This is a genomic window from Chryseobacterium gambrini (assembly GCF_027920505.1).
In the GTDB taxonomy this organism is placed as follows: domain Bacteria; phylum Bacteroidota; class Bacteroidia; order Flavobacteriales; family Weeksellaceae; genus Chryseobacterium; species Chryseobacterium gambrini.
Window position 1 is genome coordinate 233,545 of record NZ_CP115857.1, and the last position, 21,358, is coordinate 254,902.

The 21,358-nt window shown below is 34.7% G+C and carries 19 protein-coding genes; 12 read left to right on the top strand and 7 right to left on the bottom strand.

Annotated features, from left to right (window positions below; genetic code table 11):
• Positions 1–42 precede the first annotated feature (42 nt).
• A complete protein-coding gene (gene mtgA / locus PFY09_RS00985; protein ID WP_271161105.1) occupies positions 43–687 on the top strand; it encodes a monofunctional biosynthetic peptidoglycan transglycosylase in 645 nt (214 codons plus the stop codon).
• Positions 688–700: 13 nt separating this feature from the next.
• Positions 701–2,731, top strand: coding sequence for a site-specific recombinase (locus tag PFY09_RS00990; protein ID WP_256040474.1), 2,031 nt, complete (start codon positions 701–703; stop codon positions 2,729–2,731).
• A gap of 10 nt (positions 2,732–2,741) precedes the next feature.
• Here PFY09_RS00990 and PFY09_RS00995 read toward each other — a convergent pair whose 3' ends face one another.
• The 4 genes from PFY09_RS00995 to PFY09_RS01010 are packed head-to-tail and all read right to left on the bottom strand — an operon-like array spanning position 2,742 to position 5,534.
• Positions 2,742–3,035 (bottom strand): hypothetical protein, encoded by a 294-nt coding sequence (locus tag PFY09_RS00995; protein ID WP_108411556.1) that lies wholly within the window; start codon positions 3,033–3,035, stop codon positions 2,742–2,744.
• Positions 3,036–3,692 carry a hypothetical protein gene (locus PFY09_RS01000; RefSeq protein WP_271161106.1) on the bottom strand — a complete coding sequence of 219 codons (657 nt, stop codon included), beginning with the start codon at positions 3,690–3,692 and terminating at the stop codon, positions 3,036–3,038.
• A gap of 3 nt (positions 3,693–3,695) precedes the next feature.
• The gene (recF, locus tag PFY09_RS01005) at positions 3,696–4,775 is read right to left on the bottom strand and encodes a DNA replication/repair protein RecF (RefSeq protein ID WP_108409982.1); all 1,080 of its coding nucleotides are present in this window, start codon (positions 4,773–4,775) and stop codon (positions 3,696–3,698) included.
• A 3-nt stretch (positions 4,776–4,778) separates the two neighbouring features.
• The gene (locus tag PFY09_RS01010; protein WP_271161107.1) at positions 4,779–5,534 is read right to left on the bottom strand and encodes a UbiA prenyltransferase family protein; all 756 of its coding nucleotides are present in this window, start codon (positions 5,532–5,534) and stop codon (positions 4,779–4,781) included.
• A gap of 18 nt (positions 5,535–5,552) precedes the next feature.
• Here PFY09_RS01010 and PFY09_RS01015 point away from each other — a divergent pair, with 18 nt between their 5' ends.
• The 10 genes from PFY09_RS01015 to PFY09_RS01060 all read left to right on the top strand — a co-directional run bounded on the left by PFY09_RS01015 (position 5,553) and on the right by PFY09_RS01060 (position 17,586).
• A complete protein-coding gene (locus tag PFY09_RS01015; protein ID WP_271161108.1) occupies positions 5,553–11,510 on the top strand; it encodes an alpha-2-macroglobulin family protein in 5,958 nt (1,985 codons plus the stop codon).
• A gap of 113 nt (positions 11,511–11,623) precedes the next feature.
• Entirely contained in the window at positions 11,624–12,193 is a 570-nt protein-coding gene (locus PFY09_RS01020; RefSeq protein WP_271161109.1) for a pentapeptide repeat-containing protein, read from the top strand.
• Positions 12,178–12,819, top strand: coding sequence for an immunity protein Tsi6 family protein (locus PFY09_RS01025; RefSeq protein WP_271161110.1), 642 nt, complete (start codon positions 12,178–12,180; stop codon positions 12,817–12,819). The genes PFY09_RS01020 and PFY09_RS01025 overlap by 16 nt, the downstream gene beginning before the upstream one ends.
• Before the next feature lie 46 nt (positions 12,820–12,865).
• On the top strand, positions 12,866–13,504 hold the full coding sequence (locus PFY09_RS01030; RefSeq protein WP_271161111.1) for a hypothetical protein: 639 nt from the start codon (positions 12,866–12,868) through the stop codon (positions 13,502–13,504).
• A gap of 58 nt (positions 13,505–13,562) precedes the next feature.
• The gene (locus tag PFY09_RS01035; RefSeq protein ID WP_271161112.1) at positions 13,563–13,793 is read left to right on the top strand and encodes a hypothetical protein; all 231 of its coding nucleotides are present in this window, start codon (positions 13,563–13,565) and stop codon (positions 13,791–13,793) included.
• A gap of 153 nt (positions 13,794–13,946) precedes the next feature.
• Positions 13,947–15,056: a hypothetical protein gene (locus tag PFY09_RS01040; protein WP_271161113.1), complete on the top strand. Its 1,110-nt coding sequence runs from the start codon at positions 13,947–13,949 to the stop codon at positions 15,054–15,056.
• 110 nt (positions 15,057–15,166) lie between these two features.
• Positions 15,167–15,865 (top strand): hypothetical protein, encoded by a 699-nt coding sequence (locus PFY09_RS01045; protein ID WP_271161114.1) that lies wholly within the window; start codon positions 15,167–15,169, stop codon positions 15,863–15,865.
• A gap of 193 nt (positions 15,866–16,058) precedes the next feature.
• A complete protein-coding gene (locus PFY09_RS01050) occupies positions 16,059–16,526 on the top strand; it encodes a hypothetical protein (RefSeq protein ID WP_271161115.1) in 468 nt (155 codons plus the stop codon).
• Positions 16,516–17,076, top strand: a complete 561-nt coding sequence (locus PFY09_RS01055) for an alpha-ketoglutarate-dependent dioxygenase AlkB (protein ID WP_271161116.1) — start codon at positions 16,516–16,518, stop codon at positions 17,074–17,076. Before PFY09_RS01050 ends, PFY09_RS01055 begins: the two co-directional genes overlap by 11 nt.
• Before the next feature lie 99 nt (positions 17,077–17,175).
• Positions 17,176–17,586, top strand: a complete 411-nt coding sequence (locus PFY09_RS01060; RefSeq protein ID WP_271161117.1) for a 5-fold beta-flower protein — start codon at positions 17,176–17,178, stop codon at positions 17,584–17,586.
• A gap of 268 nt (positions 17,587–17,854) precedes the next feature.
• Here PFY09_RS01060 and PFY09_RS01065 read toward each other — a convergent pair whose 3' ends face one another.
• From PFY09_RS01065 to PFY09_RS01075, 3 genes are all read right to left on the bottom strand, one after another.
• The gene (locus tag PFY09_RS01065) at positions 17,855–18,922 is read right to left on the bottom strand and encodes a glycosyltransferase family 4 protein (RefSeq protein ID WP_271161118.1); all 1,068 of its coding nucleotides are present in this window, start codon (positions 18,920–18,922) and stop codon (positions 17,855–17,857) included.
• 19 nt (positions 18,923–18,941) lie between these two features.
• Positions 18,942–20,153: a DUF1972 domain-containing protein gene (locus PFY09_RS01070; protein ID WP_271161119.1), complete on the bottom strand. Its 1,212-nt coding sequence runs from the start codon at positions 20,151–20,153 to the stop codon at positions 18,942–18,944.
• Between the two features lie 127 nt (positions 20,154–20,280).
• Positions 20,281–21,357 carry a glycosyltransferase family 4 protein gene (locus tag PFY09_RS01075; protein ID WP_271161120.1) on the bottom strand — a complete coding sequence of 359 codons (1,077 nt, stop codon included), beginning with the start codon at positions 21,355–21,357 and terminating at the stop codon, positions 20,281–20,283.
• Between the last annotated feature and the right edge of the window lies 1 nt (position 21,358).

Genomic DNA, 21,358 nt, shown 5'->3' on the forward strand with positions numbered 1-21,358 from the left:
CTCGGAGTATTTCCTTATTTTTGACTTTCTTTTTTAAAAATTATGTGGAAAAAAATTAAACAGATTATATTTATTCTTCTTATTGTGAACGTAGTTTTTATTGTGTGGGGCAGGTTTTTCAATCCTCCCATCACGCTTACCCAGATTGGCGGACTCTTCGAATACGGAAGGTTGCAGAGAGATTATATTTCCTATGATGAAATGGGAAGTAACGTAAAAAAAGCTGTAATTGCCTCTGAAGATCAGAAATTTTTCGATCATGACGGTTTCGATTATACAGCCATCGAAAAAGCCATGAAAAACAATGAAAAAGGCAAGAAACTAAGAGGAGGAAGCACAATTTCCCAGCAGACTGCAAAAAATATTTTTCTTTGGCAGGGCAGAAGCTGGATCAGAAAAGGACTGGAAGCGGTGTATACTTTTATCATCGAAAAAGTCTGGAATAAAGACATCATTCTTGAAAGATATCTTAATTCCATTGAAATGGGACAGGGCGTTTTCGGGATAGAAGCCGCTTCGGAATACTATTTTGGGAAATCTTCCAAAGATCTCACCACTTCAGAAGCAGCCTGGATTGCAGCCGTTTTACCCAACCCTAAAAAATACGATCCCAAGAATCCGTCGCCGTATCTGAGAAAGAAACACAACTGGATCATGAGACAGATGAGGAATGTGCGTTTGAAATAGTATCTTTGCACCAATGAAACTTTTTAATTCCAGCACAAATTTTGACTCCGTTCTTAAAAAATATTTTTCTTTTAAGAATGAAACGGTTTCGCTAGATCCGCTTGCCGAAATTCTGAGCAGTGTAAAAAAATCTGATTTTACACATGTGCTTGATTTTTTCAGAAACAATCCTGAGCTTCTTGAAAATTTTAAATACTATCTTCATCATATATTTCAGGGAAAAGCCTTTAATTTATCGCTTACGGAAGCCAATATTCTTTCGGAGAATGCATTCTTTCCCGAGCTTAAAAAAAGAATTCTGAATAAAATTCTTCCGCCGGTCGTTAATGAAAATACGATCTGGTATATGGTTGATAACGTAAGTCTTACCCCAAAAGATGATTTGGGTTTCTTTCATAATCTTCCTGAAAATGAAATTGATGAGCTTTTCAGACTTTTAGGGATTTCAGATTTTATCATCAGTCCGGAAGTGAAGAAAGAAATGCTGTTTTCCATGAACATCCTTTCGTGGCGCGTTACCGGTTCTGCGATGGAAGTTGAAGTCGTAAGAATGGCTCCTCAGTACAAAAATTTCGATAATCCTTTTCTGGCATTGCAAAATGAGCTGGAAGAACTGGCGGCAGATTTCGAAAAAGACAATCAGCTTCAGCTCAGTTCCAAAAACAGCCGTTATAAGCAGATTAAAATTTACATCGAGCAATGTCTGGAATTTGTAAATATTGCCTTTAAAAACTCCTCAAAATACGGAATTTCGGGGAAAATCAATCAGTCGCTTCTTAAAATCCGCCAACAGGTACAGCGAATTTTTGAAATCATTCAGCTTTTGGTTATTGATGAAGAGAAAGATGTTTTGTTAAATTCCAAACAGTTGGTTTTTAATATTTTAAGCTATAAATCTCACAGAAATAACATTTCTGAACTCATCAACGACAGTACAAGGCTGATTTCGCACCTGATCACGAATCACACTGCCGAAACAGGAACCCACTACATCACTTCGAGCCGGAAAGAATACATGACGATGTTCTACAAAGCGAGTGGAGGAGGAATTATCGTAGGTGCTTTGTGTGTACTGAAAATGCTGTACGGATACATTCCCGGAAGCGATTTTTCCCATGCATTTTTATATTCCATGAACTATGCGATGGGATTCGTGATGATCTATCTCATGGGTTTCACCTTAGCAACGAAACAGCCTGCAATGACAGCGGCAACGATGACGAAAGTTTTGGCAGAAGAAGGAAATATTAAAAGCAGTAGTACAGAATTTGCGCATTTGGTTTCCAAATTATTCAGAAGCCAGTTTATTGCTTTTGTCGGAAATGTTTTGCTTTCCTTCCCGATTGCTTTGCTGATTATTTACGGACTGGATGTATTTTTCTCGCAAAATTTAGCCATAGAACGATCTGATAAATTACTGAAAGATCTGGATCCTTTTAAATCCAAAGCCATTCTTCACGCCTGTATTGCAGGATTTTATCTTTTCATTTCCGGAATTATTTCAGGGAATATCGGAAACAATTCGGTGTTCTATCAGATTCCGGAAAGAATAGCAAAAAGTATTTCCATCAGTCGTTTATTCGGTAAAAATTTTGCCAAAGGACTATCCAAATACTACGCTAAAAACTGGCCCGGAATTGTTTCCAACTTCTGGTTCGGGGTATTTCTTGGGGCAACAGCTCCGGTAGGATTATTCTTAGGACTGGATCTTGATATTCGACACATCACTTTTGCCGCAGGAAATTTAGCTTTGGGATTGTACGGGAAAGATTTCACTATCGATTCTTATACCTTCTTCATTTCTCTGGTAACGGTTTTCCTGATTGGGTTTTTCAACTTTCTGGTAAGTTTCAGTTTGTCTATGTTTTTGGCTTTCAGATCCAGAAAACTGAATTTCGGACAGGTTGGAGAACTTTACAAAGGAATTTTCAGGTATTTTTTAAAACATCCGCTGAAGTTTTTCTTTCCGATACGATCCGGTCTTGATAAAAAAGCAGACGAACTCATGAGCAATACGAAATCTGCCAAACCTGAAGAAGAGTAAAATCTAATTTTTACAATATCTGAAGATCATCAAACTTCTCCACACCGAATTTATCCTGAAATTTTCTCAGGAAAAAGCTTTTCCGCATCTGGAAATCGTGCTTCAAAAGCGGCGAGTTAATTTTTATAAAAACGCATTTATTTTCAATATTTACACTCTGGATTTCGTTGAAAAGGCTTTCATCAAGATAATCCGAAAGAAAATCTTTAATCTCAAAAGCTAAAAGTTTATGCTCAAAACCATGAATTTTGGCAAAAGATTTTACAAGTTCCGAGGACTGGAATTCACGTTTTTTCTTCTTCATTTATTTACTGATGTATTGTGTTTGCAAACCTTTGCTTTGGAAAAATTTTTCTAATTCAGGATATATAAATTCACAGGCTTTTTTCCAGTTGAAAAATTTTGAAGGATAGCTTTCTACATTTCCGCACTCAAAGCAAATTTCAATTATTTCGAATATTCTGTCGTTTTCATCATAAAAAACAATGGCATTTCTTGGGGAAAAGCATCCTGACTGAGAAAACATAGTGATAACATGTTTATTACAGGTATTAAAAATAATATGACTGAGTTTTGATATTTCTTCTAAATTCAGAGTTTTAGATTCTTCAATTTCTTTTTCAGATTGATTTTCTATAATCTCTCTGAAATCTATGGACTTGGGAAGATGATAAAATTCGTTCAATTGTACAGAATCTTCTTTTGTTTTTGGCGGCGGTGGTGGCGGTAAATATCCTGAACTCTTTTTAAAATTTAAGTTATAGGAAACAATTTTGATTTTGCTTGCTTTATTAAAAGGGTAGTTTTTTATTCTCTGACCGAATGAAACCGGATGGTAATTTTTATTGATTTCGCCTTCTGAAAAAGCATAATCATCAGGCAGGTCTTTCGGATTTTTCTTCTTTTGACCTGAATGAAAACAATAGCAAAAAGCAAAAAATAAAAACAGTATATTTTTCATGGTCTAAATCTCAAAAATGATACTTTCCTCATTAATCTTCTTCACCACACTTTCCGTGCGTTCACGATGTGTATCCGTAATAAAAATCTGTCCGAAATTTTCCTGATTCACCAGTTCTATCAATTGAGAAACACGGCTGTCGTCCAGTTTATCAAAAATATCATCCAGCAAAAGAATAGGCGTTTTCTTTGTTAATTCTTTTATCAGGCTCATTTGCGCCAGTTTCAAAGAAATTAAAAAGGATTTCTGCTGTCCCTGAGAGCCAATTTTCTTAATTAAGACAGCATCCATTTCAAAAAGCAGATCATCTTTATGAATTCCTTTCGAAGTATAAGTCAGCATTCTGTCTCTTTCCAGACTTTCTTTCAGCAGATTTTCAAAGGAATTTTCAAGCAGATGAGACTCATAAAGCACAGAAACCGTTTCTTTTCCTCCTGAAATAATCCTGTAGAAATTCTGAACAATCGGATTTAATTTTTCAACGAATGTTTTTCTTTTAGTAAAAATTTTTGTTCCGAATTTAATGATCGGATCATCATAGATTTCCAGTGAATCTTTATCCCAAACCCTGTTTTTGGCAAAATATTTCAGCAAAGCATTTCTCTGCTGAATGGTTTTCTGGTACTGAATTAAATCAAAAAGATACTCAGAATCCGTTTGTGAGATCATCGAATCCAGAAATTTTCTTCTGCTTTCTCCCGAATCTGAAATTAAATTTGAATCATACGGAGAAATCATCACACTGGGTAAATAGCCGATGTGATCCGCCATTCTGTCGTAGCTCTTATCATTTTTTTTAATGACTTTTTTCGCTTCTTTGGGCTGAAGTACTTTGATGTTGTCTTCACTGTCATCATTCTGAATTTCAGCATCTATCGTAAAGAAATCTTCGTCATTTTTAATATTGTTGAGATCCGTATTTCCCAAAAAACTTTTGCCTACGGAAAGATAATGAAGCGCATCCAGAATATTGGTTTTTCCCACGCCGTTATTCCCTACAAAACAGTTGATTTGCGGAGAAAATTCGAATTTTTTCTCGGTGTGGTTCTTAAAATTGTACAGGGAAAGCTTCTTGATAATCATTCGTCAAAAATACTTCATTATTCCTAAAAATAAAAAGGGAAGTGCCGAACAAGTTTCTACCCCGAAAGAAAAATACAGATCATCTCTTTCGTTTTCAGAGAAATAGATGAAAATATACGTGACGATGCTTGAAAGAAAAAAAGCTAGTGCATAATTGAAATCAAGATAAAAAACAGATAAAATATTGCTGATAAAAATAAGCAGATACGCCAGATATTTAGTGTTCTGAATGCCGATCATCGTCGGAAATGTTTTCACGGTATCAACATTCATATCCCGAATGTCGAAAGGTAAAACCAAAGCCGTAATGAAGAAAAAGCTGATTAGGAAGATCGGGATACTGAATTCCGGCAACGTAAGCCAGCAATTCATCAGTCCCCAAACCAATCCTACATAAAATACCTTCAGTAAAGGGATTTTTCGGATATAAACATCAAGAAAAAAGCTGTTGTACAGTAAACCTAAAACAACGATTACAAACCATTTCATCAACCGTATTTCGTTGTGGTTATGAATAATTAACAACGAGCAGATAACTCCTGCAACAGCATTCAGAATCAGAATTTTAAAAAAATGCTTTGTTTTCTGGTATTTGGTGTACAGATAACCGCTGAAATACGTTATAAAAAGGAGGGAAACCGTCGGATAGCGGAACGTGTTTTGCTCCAACATGAAAAATACTGCAAAAAGAGTTCCCGTTAAGGATACGTAAAACTGACTGTCTATAACGGATTTTTTCAGTACTTTTAAGAAATTCATTTATCAAAAATAACATATATGAAAAGATTTTCCAAGATTTTTATGCTTTTGCTTCTCCTGCTGAATTTTTCGGGGATTTCCGCCCAGAAATATTATGAAGAGCAATGGAAAAAAATATCAGCAAATTCCCAGAAAGGAGCGTATAAATCTAATCTTCCCATCATTTCAGAAATACAGAAACAGGCGATGAAAGATAACAATACTTTACAGCTTATCCAGTCTTTAAAAGCAGAATTCAGCATTGTAAACCAAACACAGGACGATGAAAAGAACGATTCCGTAAGCAGGCTTTTCAAAAAATTGAGTGAGGTAGAAAAACAACTGAAAGACGATGACAGGATATTATTTGAAGTTCTGCTGAATGGTTTTTTCCTCGATTATTACAACCAACATTCCTGGGAGATCGAACAGCGTACCAATATCAATTCTCAGGATCTCTCGCAGATCGAGACATGGAGCAAGCTTGATTTTAAAAATTATCTGAATAAAAAATATCAGGAACTTGATCTGCAAAAAGATAATATGAGAAAAATTTCTCTTATAAAATATGATAAAGCTTTTTCATACAACGATTATATTTCTTATTTCCCGACTTTATGGGATTGGTATTCAACCAAAAAGATCGAATTTCTTTCTGATAATGATCTCTTTACCAAAAATGAACTTACGGAAAATCAAATAAAGATTAACGCGATCTATGATGATCTGATAGCACAGAATTCAGGTAATTCCAAATTGTATTTCATGCATAAAAATTTGCAGGCCAACTGTGATCGGACGCTGTGTAAAGATCGTCTGACTCAGCTTCAAAACCTTTTGAAAACGGAAATTGAAGGCGATTATAAAGTTCTGATCATGGAAGATATCATAGAGCAGTTGCTTTCCCAAAAAAAGGAAAAAGAAGCTCTTGCAGTTGCGGATCAGGCAAAAAAGCAGTATCCCAAATCTCCTTTTATTGATAATATTAAAAATAAAGAAAATCAGATCTTAAATCCGTTTCTGAATATTAAATATGAGCAGCAGACCCAAAGCAAAAAGCCGATTCATTTTGTGGCAGAATATAAAAATGTTTCCGCCTTTTCTATTACAATTTACGAAGTAAAAGAGGATCTCACTACTTTTTTGCAGTACGCCAAAAACTCGTATTCTACTAAATTTAATAAGATTAAAAAAAATCTGGTTAGGAAAGAAGCTTATAAACTGGATGATCCGAAAGATTTTAAGAATCATAAAACGTCCTTAGAAATAAAATCTCTTCCGCCGGGAATTTATCTTGCCGAATACAACGTTGCCGGAATCAGCGACAATGAAACCGAAGCGGAAAAAGACTTTTATTTTCTGGTTTCGGATAACAGAATTATTTATCAGTCAAAAACAGACAGAGATCAGTTATCCAATCAATTGAAATTAGTGAACAGTGAAAACGGACAACCCGTAATTAACGAAAATCTTACGTTTTATGAATTTGTTTCCAATAATAATTTAACCAAAATAAACGGTAAAACAGATAATAACGGTATTTTCAAATTTCCTGCGACAAAAAACAATGATTATTACAGAACATTCCTGATCCGACAGCCAAAAACCAATGATGTGCAGATCATGGAAGTCTATGGAGAAAGGGGTTACAATAGTGATCTGAATATAGAAACAAAACAAAGCAAGGTACAGATTTTCACAGACCGGGCAATTTACAGACCGGGACAGACGGTTTATTTTAAAGTCATTAATACACAGCGTGATAAAGATATAGAATCTGTAGTGGCCGGATTAAAACAGAAAATTACATTAACCGATACCAACGGACAGGAAGTTTCTTCGCAGACATTTACCACCAATGAATTCGGTTCTTATCACGGAAGTTTTGTGCTTCCGAAAGGGAAACTGAACGGAACTTTTTATCTGAGAACAGATGGAAATGACGGGTATAAAAATTTCAGAGTGGAGGAATATAAAAGACCGAAATTTGAAGTGACGTTCGATCCTGTAAAAGATGAGTACAAATACGGACAAACCATAGAACTGAAAGGGAAAGCCATGATGTTTTCCGGAGTTGCTTTAAGCAATACAACCGTTAATTATGAAATTAAAAAACGAAATATCCGCGGGAGATATTTTTCATGGTATCCGCAAAATGATGATGATAATGAAAACTCAGTTTTAGGAGAAGCAAAAACCAATGAAAAAGGAGAATTTATCATTAAAATTGATCCTAAAAAAGACGAAAATGTAGAAGGAATTCAGATTGATAATTATGAAATCAATGCATCCGTTACAGATATCAACGGCGAGACACAGACTGCAGATACACAGCTAAAAGTAGCTTCCGTTTCTCATTACATTCAGGCTGAAGAAATAAAGAATGTTTTTTCTGATGAAAATGTAAAACTGAATGTTGAAACAAAAAATTATAACGAACAGCTTCTTAAAAAATCGTATCAGGTAAAATTATCAAAACTGGTGTCTCCGGACAGAATTTTCAGACAGAATTTCAAATCTGAAGTTCAGGATTTACCAAAATTCTCAAAAGAAGAATTCATCAGCAGATTTCCGCATGATTTTTACGATAAAAATGATGAGCCTAAAAACTGGAAATCAACCGTAATTCTTGAGAAAATACAACAGCCAATAACTAACGACCAACAATTATCAACCAATCTGGACTTAGGAAAACTGGAAGCCGGAGATTATCAGTTGGAACTGTATAATATTGAAGGAAAAGACACAATAAAAACTTTGCAGAATTTCAGTGTTTGGGATAAAAAATTGCTTAAACCCGATCAAAAAACTTTCCTGACGGTTGTGCAGTCCAAAAAAGAACTGAAAAGAGGAGAAAAAGTTTTATTTACAGTTTATTCTTCGGTTCCAAACGCTCTTCTGAATATTTTTGTACAGAATGGTTCAGGAAAAACGGTTTCTGAAGTTTTGCCTTTTAAAAACGGAATGCTGGAATATACAGCAGATATTCCAAAAGATAAAGATATACGAATTTTGAATGTACAGTTTCAGGTAGTTGCCTTTAATGACGTTCAGACAGAATCTGTAAATCTGGATATAGATGATACTGATAAGTCTTTGACGATTGAAACCCTTACTTTCAGAGATAAAATTCAGCCGAATTCAAAAGAAAAATGGTCTGTAAAAGTTTCAGGAAATGAGAAAGAGAAAATTAACGCCGAAGTTTTAGCGAATATGTACGATATGTCTTTGGATAAATTTGCTGTTAATCGATATGACTGGTACACTTTATATGCTCCGTTTATAAGTACAGTATCATACGAACTGAGAGATTATCTGCGACAAAAAAATTACCAGAAAAGATTAGATTATTTTTCAGGAGAACAGGTTGAGGTTCCTGTTTTTAACTGGTTTGACGGAAGTATATTATGGATGTATAACAAAAGTAACCTTTTAGAAACCAGAACAGGAATGGTTAATGTAGAAGGCGTAAAAGCAGCGGCATATACACCGCCACCTCCGCCGTCGTCAGCAAAAGCTCGAATGAAATTATCAAGTGTAAGAATGGATGATGCGGCAATTGATATTCTTAATTCAGGAAGACAATTAACAGAGCAGGAAAAGAAAGAATATTATGATGGAACCGATGGAGATGGTATACTGGATAAAGATGATAAACCTTTGGAAAATATTCCCGTTCGCCAAAACCTAAATGAAACCGCGTTTTTCTACCCGGATCTAAGAACCGATTCCGAAGGCAATGTAAGCTTCGAATTTACTTCTCCAGAAGCACTGACAAAATGGAAACTGATGTTTTTGGCGCATACGAAAGACGCAAAAGCAGGAACACTGGAAAAAGAAGTCGTAACGCAGAAAGAATTTTCGGTAACGCCAAACTACCCAAGATTTTTGAGAGAAGGGGATGAACTGAATCTCCAGTCCAAACTATCGAACTTAACGAACAAAAAATTAAACGGTTCGGCAAGCTTACAGATTCTGGATGCATTTACCAATGAAGATATTTCGTCTCTGTTTGGTTTAAATTCAAGCATTCAGAACTTTGAATTAAATGAAAACGGAAATTCAGCTTTGACATGGAAAATAAAAGTTCCGGAAAATGCTTCATCCATTATTTTAAAAGTGGTGGCGAAAGCAGGACAATATTCCGATGGAGAACAGAAAGCCATTGCGGTTCTACCGAACAGAATGCTCGTAACAGACGCGGTTCCGGTTTTTGTAAAAGAAGGCGAAACCAAAACATTTGAACTGGAAAACCTTAAAAATTCAACTTCCACCACGATTTCCAATGTCTCCAATACACTGGAACTTACGACCAACCCAATCTGGGAGATCATGTTTGCGCTTCCGAGCCTGAAAAATGACCAGAACAATTCTGCGGATGTGATCTTTAACAAATGGTTTGCCGATGTTTTGGCATCAGAAATCTTTAAAGCCAATCCGAAGCTGAAAACCGTTTTCGAAGAATATCAGAATAAAGGATTATTGAATTCCAATCTTGAAAAAAATCAGGAACTGAAACAACTGCTTTTGGAAGAAACACCGTGGGTTCTGGAAAGCAAAAATGAAGAAGAGCAGATGGCTAAACTGGCTTTGCTGTTCGATGTCAATTCAATGAAAAACTCCATTCAGCAGGATTGGGAAGATTTAGAGAAACTCCAGAATCCGGATGGAGGATTTTCGTGGTATAAAGGTTATCCGAGTTCATATTCCACATCATTGTACATTCTTAAAAATTTAGGAAAAATCAATGTCTGGCTGAAAGATAACGTAAAAGATTATCAAAATTCCGAACAGAATGAAATGGTTTCAAATCTGATCAAATACGTAGATAATGAAATTGAAAAATACACTTCGACTTCGCTCAGTGCGGGAAAAGAAAATGTAATCAATAACTGGACTTTAGACTATCTCGACACGCGAAATTACTGGGAAAAACAATATCCGTTAAAAGGAAAAGGAGCCACTTTAAAATCCTTGGTAAAACAGAAAGTAAAAACGATGAAAATTACAGATTTTACCTTCTTCGGACTGCATCGTGCCGCTTTGCTGATGAATGATTATGGATTAAAAGAAGTTTCAGATAAACTTTTAAATTACCTGAAAGAAACTTCCGTAGATTCAAAAACGCAGGGTGTTTACTGGAAACAGAATCTTGATGACTGGGGTTGGTTCAGCTCGAAAGTGGTGAATCATGCAGGAGCATTGGAAGCATTTAACAAATTAAAACCCAACGATCAGAAATTCATTGAAGATTTGAAAATCTGGCTTGTTACGCAGAAAGAAGTGAATTCATGGGGAAGTTCAAGAGGAACTTCAGAAGTTATTTTTACGATTTTAAATTCAGGAAAATCATGGACGAATGCGGAAAGCGATAAAGCAACCATTATTTGGGGCGGAAAAGAGCTTCAGCCACAGACTCAGGCGACGGGTTATGTGAAATCTACCGTGAAATCGGATGTTTTGGATAAAAATTTAGCCACCGTTACCATCACAAAACCGGGCGCAGGAATTGTTCAGGGAGGGCTGTTCTGGCAATATTATGAAGATCTGGATAAGATCAAATCCTCTGAAAATTATCTGTCCATCATCAAAGAATTGTACAGAAAAATAAAAACCGTGAACGGGGAAGAATTGCAGAAAATCACTCCGGAAACTCCATTAAAAGTAGGCGATAAAGTGACGGTACGAATGATTTTAAATACCGACCGACCGATGGAATTCATCCATATTAAAGACATGAGAGCATCAGGATTTGAACCTTTGGATGTACTTTCGGGGTATCAGTGGAAGAATAATTTAGGATATTATCAGTCGACCAAAGATGCTTCCACGAATTTCTACATTGAACAGATGCCGAAAGGGAAATATGTTTTTGAGTACGATTACGTTGCCAATGCATCCGGAAGATTCTCGAACGGAATTACCACGATCCAGAATTATTACGCACCGCAGATGAATGCGCATACGAAAGGAAGTAATGTGATGATTTCGGAATGATTTGTTTACAAATGATAAAACGGTAAAAAAGATATTTTAAAAAATCATAAAAGATAACGCGATAATTAGAATATCTTAAGTTTTCAAAAAGAATAAAATTTCAATTTTAAGATTTGGAAAATATAAAAATTAAAATACAGCTTCATAAAAATTGGATACATGATAAAGGAGGAGAGCAGCTGAACGTTGAAAATGAAGAGTTGAGCAATATGGAATTATTTGATGAAAATTTAAATTCAGCTGTATTTTGTAATACAAAATTTATAAACGGAGTTTTCCGAAATGTAAATCTGGGCGGAAGTTCTTTCTTTAACTGTGTTTTTTCTTCGGTCAATTTTGAAAATTCGTATCTCAGAAAGTGTGAATTTCACCAATGCAGATTCCAAAACTGTATTTTTTTAGAAAGTGAAACAACAAAAGCAGAGTTTTATGATACTTCCGTGGAGTTTTGTCTTTTTAAGAATTTAAAATTAGGCTGGAGTTATTTTGGAAATTGTATAATTTCTGGCTCAAATTTTCAGTTGGTAGAAGTGGATGGCTTAATTTTTTCTGACTGTCAGTTTCAGAATCTTGATTTTAAAGATCTGAAATTCAGCAAAGCTTATCCTGTGAAGATAAATGACTGTACAAATATTATTGCTGTAGAAGAATTAAAAAAACAAACAAAATGTACATCCGCCTGAACAGTGAAGAAACGAAAAAATCGTACAGCGATACCCTTAATCTGGCGATACAGAAAACGGAGGAACTAATAAAATTATCTCCTGAAATTCCCATGTATCATTCCATCTATAATCAATTACTTGATATCGATGAAAAAATAATAAAGAATACTAATGTTTTTTCTGAAAACGAATTATACAAAAGGTATTCTTTAGGACATTTGGCTGTGAAAAACTTCGATTACGAAAATGATGAATATGCAAAATTGTTAATTGATATCTTCGGAGGAACATTTGATTATCATGCATCATCCGAAAGTTTCAGGCAGCTTCTGTTTGATGGAGATGAAAGAGAATGTGTAAACAGAGTATTTGAGGTTAATCATCAGAAAATCAGGTTGGTTGATTTTTGTGACAATCTGTTAAAAGAACTGAAAAAAGAAATAGATCATGAAAGTTTTGATCTGATGGTGGAAGAAAACAGCTTTAAACGGATCAATAATATTATTGAAAAATACATTTCTGAAAAAGGGCTGGAAATATATTATCTGAAGAAAAATAATCTGATTTATTTATTTTCCTACGGCGAATATCAACCCGGAAGATATATGCTTTTTTTAGAAGACATCCGGATTTGGAACTTTTAAAATTACGAACATTTTACTGAAACAAATTATATTTAATTAAGAAGAATTGGAAAACGAAATATATGATACGCTGTACTATTACAGCGAAGATGGCGAAGAAGGTTATGATCTCACAGAAGTGCAGCTCCTCGGAAAAACAGACGAAAACCGTGTTGAAAAACTGAAACATTTGCTTCAACATAAAAATGCCTACATTTCTTATCAGGCAATGCTTATTTTGGTTGCTTGGGCAATTCCGGAAGGATTCCATCAGCTTGACCGTTTCATTTCTGAAAAATGGGATGAAAAGCACAGTTTTGAACCTCACAGAATTTATAATGAAGATAATGTATATGATGTTATCGTAGATGCATTATACATTTCAACATTTAATGGGAAAGAAGAACAGGAATTATATCCTTATGTAAAACATTTCTTAAGTATTTACGGAGATAGGTTTTTCGAATCCTGTTTAAAAGATTTTCTGTTGAAAAAAGACTGCGAACCGCTATTGAAAGAAATTGAAGAGGCGATGAAAAGTGCTTTGAAAAATGAAAAATACTATCAGGCAAGTCAGCTTTTTCCGGTTATCGTTCATTACGATAAACACAGGTTTGAGGAATATTTTGAGGTCTTCAGTTCCTTATTAAAAGATGATAAGAGAATTGGATATAATATTGAAGAGGCTGAGAAAATCAGATCATAGATAGTTATAGTTGATAGGAAAACTTATATTTTAATGTTAAGACCAATAAAAAATAATCATGAAAGACCTTTTAGAAAAAAAAGACTGGTATTATTATATTTATAAAAACGGCGATACCATTGAATTATCCGTTCCGATTTCTGCTCCGGCACCGGGTTTTGATGCAATCCATACGCTGACTGATCCTGAAAAAAAGGAATATCTTACAAAAGGAATTACAGCTCTCGAAAACCGAATAAAAGACATGGAAATGAATTTTACTAAGTATGTTTTGAATTCTTGGAAGTAAAATAATAATGAGAGTAAATTTTTATTGTAATCATGTTTGAAACAAAATTGAATACAACAGAAAAATCGGAAGTGTAGATTCTGAATATTATAGTTTTTAAAAACAATAATCTACAAGATTAAACGATCTTCCTGTTTTTATTATATTTGTTTTATGGGAAGATATTACGGTCTTAATGCAAAAACCGAAGAAGAATTTAACGCCAATTTGGAAAACTTGGTAAAGGCAATAAAGAAAAACAAACATAAATTGTCAGATATTAAAGATTTTGACGATTTTTTCAGTTTTATTAGTGGTTTTAAAAATGATGCGGATTACAGAAATCCAATCTGGATTGATGAAGAAAAGATTGTTACTTCCGCGGAAATAGATCTTCTCAGAAGCCATAATTATCCTGAAGATTATATAGAATGGTGCCAAAAATACGGTCAGTACAGCATTGGATTGGGTATACAATTATCATCTGTATCCGATGTGCTCGATAATATTTCCGAAGAATATTACGCGCTACAGGTTAAAAATAAATATTTGTATTTCGCGACCGACGGATCAGGGAATGACTTTGCATTCGATACTGGTGATAACGGGAAACAGATACGGATCTTTTATCACGATGCAGCGATTACTTCAGAAAGTATTCCAGATATTTACAGTGAATTCTATTATTTTTATTTTAATGATGAAACTAACGAATACGAAAATCCTGAAGAACTGGATATTTCGCTAATCTTTGACGAAAACGGCGAATACATACAGGACTCGGTTTATATAAAAGATTATTTGAAAACTGAGGAAGCCAGCAAAATTGTCGGTAACAAAGGATTTTTATCTTTCCTGATTGAAAATACCATTGAAGGACTTGATGCTGTTGTTAACTACTACTGTTACGATATTGAGAATCTGGCACTCTCATATCAGGAAAGAGGCAATTTAGATCATGCTTTTTCATTATACGATACCACTATTGAAGCCAATACACAAAAAGCGCTCGCATACAATAATTGTGCTTATAAATTGCGGACTGCAGGTTTTACAGAAAAAAGTATGGAGTATATCGATAAAGCATTAGATCTGGAACCTGAAGTTGGTTTATATCACGGTACAAAAGCGGAAATACTTTTCGATATGGGATCAGAAGAGCGGTTTTTCCAAAGTCTTGAGCTTGCCTTAAAATTCGGAATGGATAAAAGTCTGATTGATAAGGCAATGATTGAAAAATATAAAAACGACAGCAGATTTAATGGGATCTTATCTCGTTATTGATAGTTTATTTTTTACATTTCATAGAATTTTTAACAAATTAAGATATAATAGAATAAGATAAAAAATATTCGAGTAAAACACTTAAAAAACTGTTTCTGATCAAAATAACCATGGAAGACCAATACATTTATACCGACGAATTTGGTAATGAATCTGTTTTTCTCAGAAGAAAATATTACAAACTCGTCTGTGCAACAGTTACAGACTTTTTTGAAGAGCCGTTGCCGGAAAACTGGTTTAACAGACATTTTTTAAATCTATTAAATACACTGGAAGATTATCACGATGTTTATATTATAACTACTGAAATGCCTTTCTACTGGGCAATTTGTATTATAGAGAATAACTGGACTATAAAGCATCTTCTAAAAAATAAAACAAACGAAGAATATCGGGAATGGTATATTCGCTATAAAAAAGAGAACGATATTGTCAGCTTTATCATTGAAGGAATTAATGAAGAAACTTACGAATTTACAAACAAAGACGGCGATAAAAGCTTATTTTTAAGAAAGAAATACTATGAGTTTATTTGCAGCCTTGTTACAGATTTTTTTAAGAAACCTCTTGAATACAATTCGATGAACGCAGACTTAATAAGTTCTCTTAATGCTTTATTTGCAGATGGAAAACATAAGGATGTCGACAGATTTATCGGGCAGGAAATTTATTGGGCAATGTCTGTTATTGAGGATAAGGAATTCCAAAACCTATTAATTTCTACAAATTTAGAAGGGTATAATGAATTTCTTGCTGACTTTCACAGGGAAAATAAAATAAATTCCTTTGTTATTCAGGAGTTTAAATGAAGAAATATGCTGTAAGAATCTATCCTGTATTTTGAAAATATATTAAATTATTGAAAATTAATAGATTGTATTTTTTTGTGATTAAAAAATTAATGAGTTTACAGGTATTTTAAAAGCAAATGTTGATAAAAGTAAAACAGAAAAATCTTTGAACTTAAATTTAATACATATTGGTTAATGTCTGAAAATATTTATGATTAAAAACATTATCGAAGTCGACAACCTCATGCAGCAAATCGCTTCAAAATACAGGCTCGAAACTTTAAATAAAGAAAGAATAGAAAATCTGTGGGAAGAAGAAACTCTGGAAATCATGAAGCAGGCAGCATTTATAAAAGACGATGCTTATTTTTATTTTTTAAGTCAATACGGAGGCTGCAATATTTATGGAGACGGTTTTGATATTGGGATTTTTGGTTTCGACGACTGGCTGAATCCAAGTCTTTTGACCTCTCCGTTACTGAATGATGCAGACATCTATTTATTGGCAGATCATTATCAGGATCATCATGATGAGATAATTTTTTACGGATATCACGCTACACAGGAAAATGAAAATTCAATCTGGGTTTCCAATGAACTGGAATCCGGATATCAACCGGTTTATAAAAACTTTATAGATTTGTTACAATATATTTTAGCAATTGAGGATGGAGAATAATATAATTTCCGGACTTGTTTATCAGAATGATTTTTTAAATTCCGACGAAGAAAAAGCAATTCTTTCACAGATTGAAAAAGAAGAGTGGGACAACAATTTGAAGCGCAGAGTTCAGCATTACGGTTATATTTACGACTACAAGAAGAAAAATATCAGTCAGGATGTAAGAAAAGGTGAACTTCCGGATTGGCTTCTGGCATTGGAAAAAAAGATTAAAACAACTTTTAATATAGAACAGTCTTTTGATCAGGTCATCATCAACGAATATGAACCGGGACAGGGAATATCAAACCATATAGACTGTGTACCTTGCTTTGAAGACATAATAGTTTCCGTAAGCTTACTTTCTTCCTGCGTGATGCAGTTTTCAAAAGATTCGGAAAAACATGAAATAATACTGAATCCCCGAAGCATTCTTCTACTCAGCGGAGACGCAAGATACCTCTGGAAACACGGGATCAAAGCCGTAAAAAACGATCAATGGCAAAATACAGCAATTCCAAGAAAAAGAAGGATATCAATCACTTTCAGAAAGATAAAAAAATCTTAATTAAAGCTCATATTTTAATTTAAAGTGCGTTTTTTTCTGTGGTATTTCATTTTCAATAAAAACTTCCTATATTTCGAAGAATTTAAAAATTTTAAAACCATGAAAAAAACACTATTCGTTTGTGCTGTTATGTTTAACTTATCACTTTTAAGCGCACAAACCATAGAATCGGGAAGCCGCAGTACAGCAGGATACATCAAAAGCAACGGAACCATTGAAAACAGCAGCCATTCCACAGTAGGGTATATTACAGGAAACGGAACTATCGAAAACAGCAGCCATTCTACAATCGGTTATATTAAAAGTGACGGTACCATACAGAACAAAAGCGGTTCTACAGTAGGCTACGTAAAAAAGGACGGAACCGTGGAAAACAGCAGTCACTCAACCATTGGTTATATTAAAGATAACGGAACGGTAGAAAACGGCAGTCATTCCACCATCGGTTATGCAAGCGGAATTAAAAAAGAATGGGCGGCAGTTGCATTTTTCTTTTTCAAGCTGAATTAATAAGTCAACACAGTTAAACTTTCAATCAGTTTAAACAGATATAAAAAAATACTCCTGACAATTCCTGTCCGGAGTATTCTTTTTATTAAGGGCAAATAAAAAAGATGTATAAAAGTTGGATGTTATTTGTAATTTCTATATGAAATTTGTGTTTTTTGCTTAGTGAATAGTTTATGGAAGTACCTTTGCCTAGTTAAAAGCTGTGAGTATTAAAAAAACTTGCGCACTTTGTGTTAAAATTATCGGATAATCATCTCAAAATTTATTTTTATGAATTTTCCATGTCTTTAATATTCTTTTTCCACGTAAGGAAAAGATTCAGCACTTTAATAATTTTAAAGATGAATATGAAGACAAAGAATGAAATAAGTGTCGTATAAATAGAGTAGTTCGGGAAAAACACATACTGAACAATAAATGTCACGATATTCAGAAGAACAAAAGTTAAGGTAATTCTTTTGTGAGACAGACCCAACTGTAAAAGATGATGATGAATGTGCGATTTATCCGCCTTGAATGGCGATTTTCCCCGCGAAATTCGATCCGCATACACTCTCACAGAATCAATAACAGGAATTGTGAATACAAAAAGAATAAAGAAAATACCGTAAGGAAACTCTTCCGAACCTCTGTCGAATTTCGTAATGTAAATTCCCAGACAGATCAACAAATATCCCAAAAATAAAGAACCCGAATTTCCCAGAAAAATTTTGTTCTTCAAAGAAAAATTATACCGTAAAAAAGCAGCAATACTTCCCACGAAAAGCAGTCCTATTCTTGCCAGTCCGAAATGTCCTTCAATTAAAGCAATAACGAAAAACAAAGCAAAACCTACTCCTGCAACACTTCCTGCCAAACCGTCAATTCCGTCAATTAAATTAAAAGCATTTACTGCCGTTGTAATAATAAGTACCGTAAGAATATACTGAAAATAAACATTCATTTCATGGATTCCGAAAAGTCCGTAAAGAGTGGTAATCCGGATTCCTGAAGTTGCAATAATCACACTCACACAAATCTGTATTCCCAGTTTATAAATCGCTCTGATGTCTGTTTTATCATCCAGCGTTCCCACAAAAAGCATAATGTAGGAAGTAATGATGATCGGAAGAATATCTTTCCAGCTTTTGTCATCAGAAATCCATAAAAGCAAAAAAACAACAAGTCCGATCACAAGACCTCCGATCAGCGGAATAGCAGTCTGGTGCACTTTTCTTGCATTGGGAACATCCACCAGCTTAATTTTCTGGGCAATCATTCTCATGAGCGGAATGACGCACATCGAAAGGATGAATGCAAGAATTCCGTATATAGAAAGTTCTACAAAGTTTTTCATAGCCTCGTTTTTTAGCAGTTTATTTAGAGTTATTGAATAGTTTGATGTGCTTAAGATGCTCTACATTGTACTTTTTCAGAATTGCCTCATCAATTTCAGAGATTCTGGGCATAACATTGGTTTTCTTGCTGATAGTAAAGGTTTCTTCGATAAGCTGACTGTATTTTTTTGCGATTCTTTTCCAAGTATATCTTCTTTCCGCTATTTTCTTCATTGTTCCGGCGCAGAGTTCCAAATCTTCTTTGCTTACCTCCTCCAGAATACTTCTAAGCTCATTTTCATCCGAAAAATAAAAAGCCTGATTCTCGGTTGTCGTTCTGTTGTAAGAAACGCCGTTGCTGATGATCGGCAGACCTAAAAACATGGCTTCCACAAGCGAAGGATTGGTTCCTCCCGCAGAATGCCCATGAATGTAAAGAGAAGCATTTCCGCGGATCAGATCAATGGTTTCCTGTTCGTAAATAGGATCGAGCAGGAGAATATTTTTAAATCCTGAATACTGCTCTTTCAGATTTGTTCCGTACTCGCTGTTTTTCCAGTTTCCAACTAAAACCAACTTGCGCTCAGGAAGCGTGCTGAATACTTTTAAAATCGTATGGACATGATTTTCAGGTTCAATTCTGCATACTTTTACCGCATATTCTTCATTCAGGAAAGGGTATTTTTCAAGATTTTCAGCAGACGGAACACGGTTGATTTTCGTATGATCCGCTCCGTATTCAATAACGCGGCTTATCGTTTTATAGCGTACAGAAGTATAATCCTGGATAGATTCGTTATCCGAAATATCAATATGAGAAAACTTTACCGCCAGTTTTTCTGCCCACCAAAGATATAATTTTGCAGGAACAGACCATTTGTCTCTTTTCCATTCAATTCCGTCGATGGAAATAATAATTCTTTTATTGGTGAATAATTTTACTAATGGTAAAAGCCACGCTCCGGCAACGCCTAAAATCAGAAGAACATCACTTCGGAATAAAGCATGAAAAATAGACCATGTATCGTAAGGAATACTCTGGATTCCGTTGGCGTCTAAAGGAAGATACTTCAGTTTTGCCCCTTTCCAGCTTTCGATTCTCTCTTCCTTGCTGTATTTTTTTGAAGAGCAATATACCGTAAAATCGTAGGTATCGGAAAGTTCTTCCACAAGATGAGCCGTTAAGGTTTCAAAGCCTCCGTATTTTGCAGGCAGACCTACCGTTCCTATAATTGCTACTTTTGTCTTCATAATTATTTTATTTTAACATATTATGACCATTTATGTTCCAAATTGTGTAAAATAATGTAACGTAATGAAAATGTGTTAATTATAATTTATTGAAAGCGTGCCGGATTTCCATAATCTGGAAAATGGATTATAAATTGGAAATTATATCCAGAGATTTTCTCTCAAAATATGCCTCCGAAAACAGAAGACTTTTCTCGTAAGAAGCCTCACTGAAGGATTTGTAGACCGATGGATCGTTCAAAATGTAGTTTAATTTTTCAGAAAGTTCATTTGTGTTTTTAGAATCGATTAAAAAACCGTTTTTATTATCTTCAACCAGTTCTGTAACGCCTCCTAAAGGCGCAACGATCGCAGGTAAGCCGTAACGCATTCCTTCCAGAATCGTAAGTCCGAATGTTTCCACCCAAAGATCAGGATGAGACAGATTAAGAATCATGCTGGCTTCCTGATAAAAAGGATGCGTATCCGTTTGGGTAGGATAAATAATAAGCTGTTTCGGAATTTCCTTCCCTTTAAAATACTCCTGAATTTCCTTTTCCGTCGCATTCACCACAAGTTTGAAAATGTAAGAAGGATTTTTTTTGGCTAATTCCAGAAATTCGTCAACTCCTTTGTAAACTTTTAAAGAACAGATCATTAAAACCACAGGGATTTCTTTTTCCACATTTCGGAAACGGTCTGCTTTTTCGGCAAAATCGCTTTCCAGAACATTGTACAGCAATTCCTGATTGTTAATTAAAGATTCCTGTTTCAGAAGATATTCCGAAACAAAGACAATTTTATCGGCAGTCATTTTTGCTGTTCCGAAAAGAAAATTTTTAAATAGTTTCGGCTTTACCGAAGTTTCGTGGATATGATAAATAATTTTACACCCTCTTAGTTTTCCTGCAATTGCCGCCCCGAAAGGCAAAACCGTGTTGATGTAAACCAGATCACTCTTTTTCAGGAAAAACAGCAATTTAATCATCAGGAAAAACTGACTCAGAAAGAAATTAAGAATTCTTACCAGCGCATTGGATGAAAAGCGATACCAGAACAGATGATTTTTTACCTTGGGAATATCAGACAAAAAACCCTTTCTTCCGCCTGAAGTAAAAAGATGAGCATCCATCCCGTTTTTTGTCCAGGATTTCAGAAGCTGCATCAGAACTTTCGGGCTTCCGCTGTAATCATTCAGAAGATGAACAGAGACAATTCTTTTCATG

Coding starts and splice junctions, on each gene's coding strand:
- PFY09_RS01060 (WP_271161117.1), top strand. CDS start 17,176: ATGAAAAAAACACTATTCGTTTGTGCTGTTATGTTTAACTTATCACTT.
- PFY09_RS01040 (WP_271161113.1), top strand. CDS start 13,947: ATGGGAAGATATTACGGTCTTAATGCAAAAACCGAAGAAGAATTTAAC.
- PFY09_RS01000 (WP_271161106.1), bottom strand. CDS start 3,692: ATGAAAAATATACTGTTTTTATTTTTTGCTTTTTGCTATTGTTTTCAT.
- PFY09_RS01065 (WP_271161118.1), bottom strand. CDS start 18,922: ATGAAAAACTTTGTAGAACTTTCTATATACGGAATTCTTGCATTCATC.
- PFY09_RS01075 (WP_271161120.1), bottom strand. CDS start 21,357: ATGAAAAGAATTGTCTCTGTTCATCTTCTGAATGATTACAGCGGAAGC.
- PFY09_RS01015 (WP_271161108.1), top strand. CDS start 5,553: ATGAAAAGATTTTCCAAGATTTTTATGCTTTTGCTTCTCCTGCTGAAT.
- PFY09_RS01045 (WP_271161114.1), top strand. CDS start 15,167: ATGGAAGACCAATACATTTATACCGACGAATTTGGTAATGAATCTGTT.
- PFY09_RS01070 (WP_271161119.1), bottom strand. CDS start 20,153: ATGAAGACAAAAGTAGCAATTATAGGAACGGTAGGTCTGCCTGCAAAA.
- PFY09_RS01050 (WP_271161115.1), top strand. CDS start 16,059: ATGATTAAAAACATTATCGAAGTCGACAACCTCATGCAGCAAATCGCT.
- PFY09_RS00995 (WP_108411556.1), bottom strand. CDS start 3,035: ATGAAGAAGAAAAAACGTGAATTCCAGTCCTCGGAACTTGTAAAATCT.
- mtgA (WP_271161105.1), top strand. CDS start 43: ATGTGGAAAAAAATTAAACAGATTATATTTATTCTTCTTATTGTGAAC.
- PFY09_RS01025 (WP_271161110.1), top strand. CDS start 12,178: ATGTACATCCGCCTGAACAGTGAAGAAACGAAAAAATCGTACAGCGAT.
- recF (WP_108409982.1), bottom strand. CDS start 4,775: ATGATTATCAAGAAGCTTTCCCTGTACAATTTTAAGAACCACACCGAG.
- PFY09_RS01035 (WP_271161112.1), top strand. CDS start 13,563: ATGAAAGACCTTTTAGAAAAAAAAGACTGGTATTATTATATTTATAAA.
- PFY09_RS00990 (WP_256040474.1), top strand. CDS start 701: ATGAAACTTTTTAATTCCAGCACAAATTTTGACTCCGTTCTTAAAAAA.
- PFY09_RS01055 (WP_271161116.1), top strand. CDS start 16,516: ATGGAGAATAATATAATTTCCGGACTTGTTTATCAGAATGATTTTTTA.
- PFY09_RS01010 (WP_271161107.1), bottom strand. CDS start 5,534: ATGAATTTCTTAAAAGTACTGAAAAAATCCGTTATAGACAGTCAGTTT.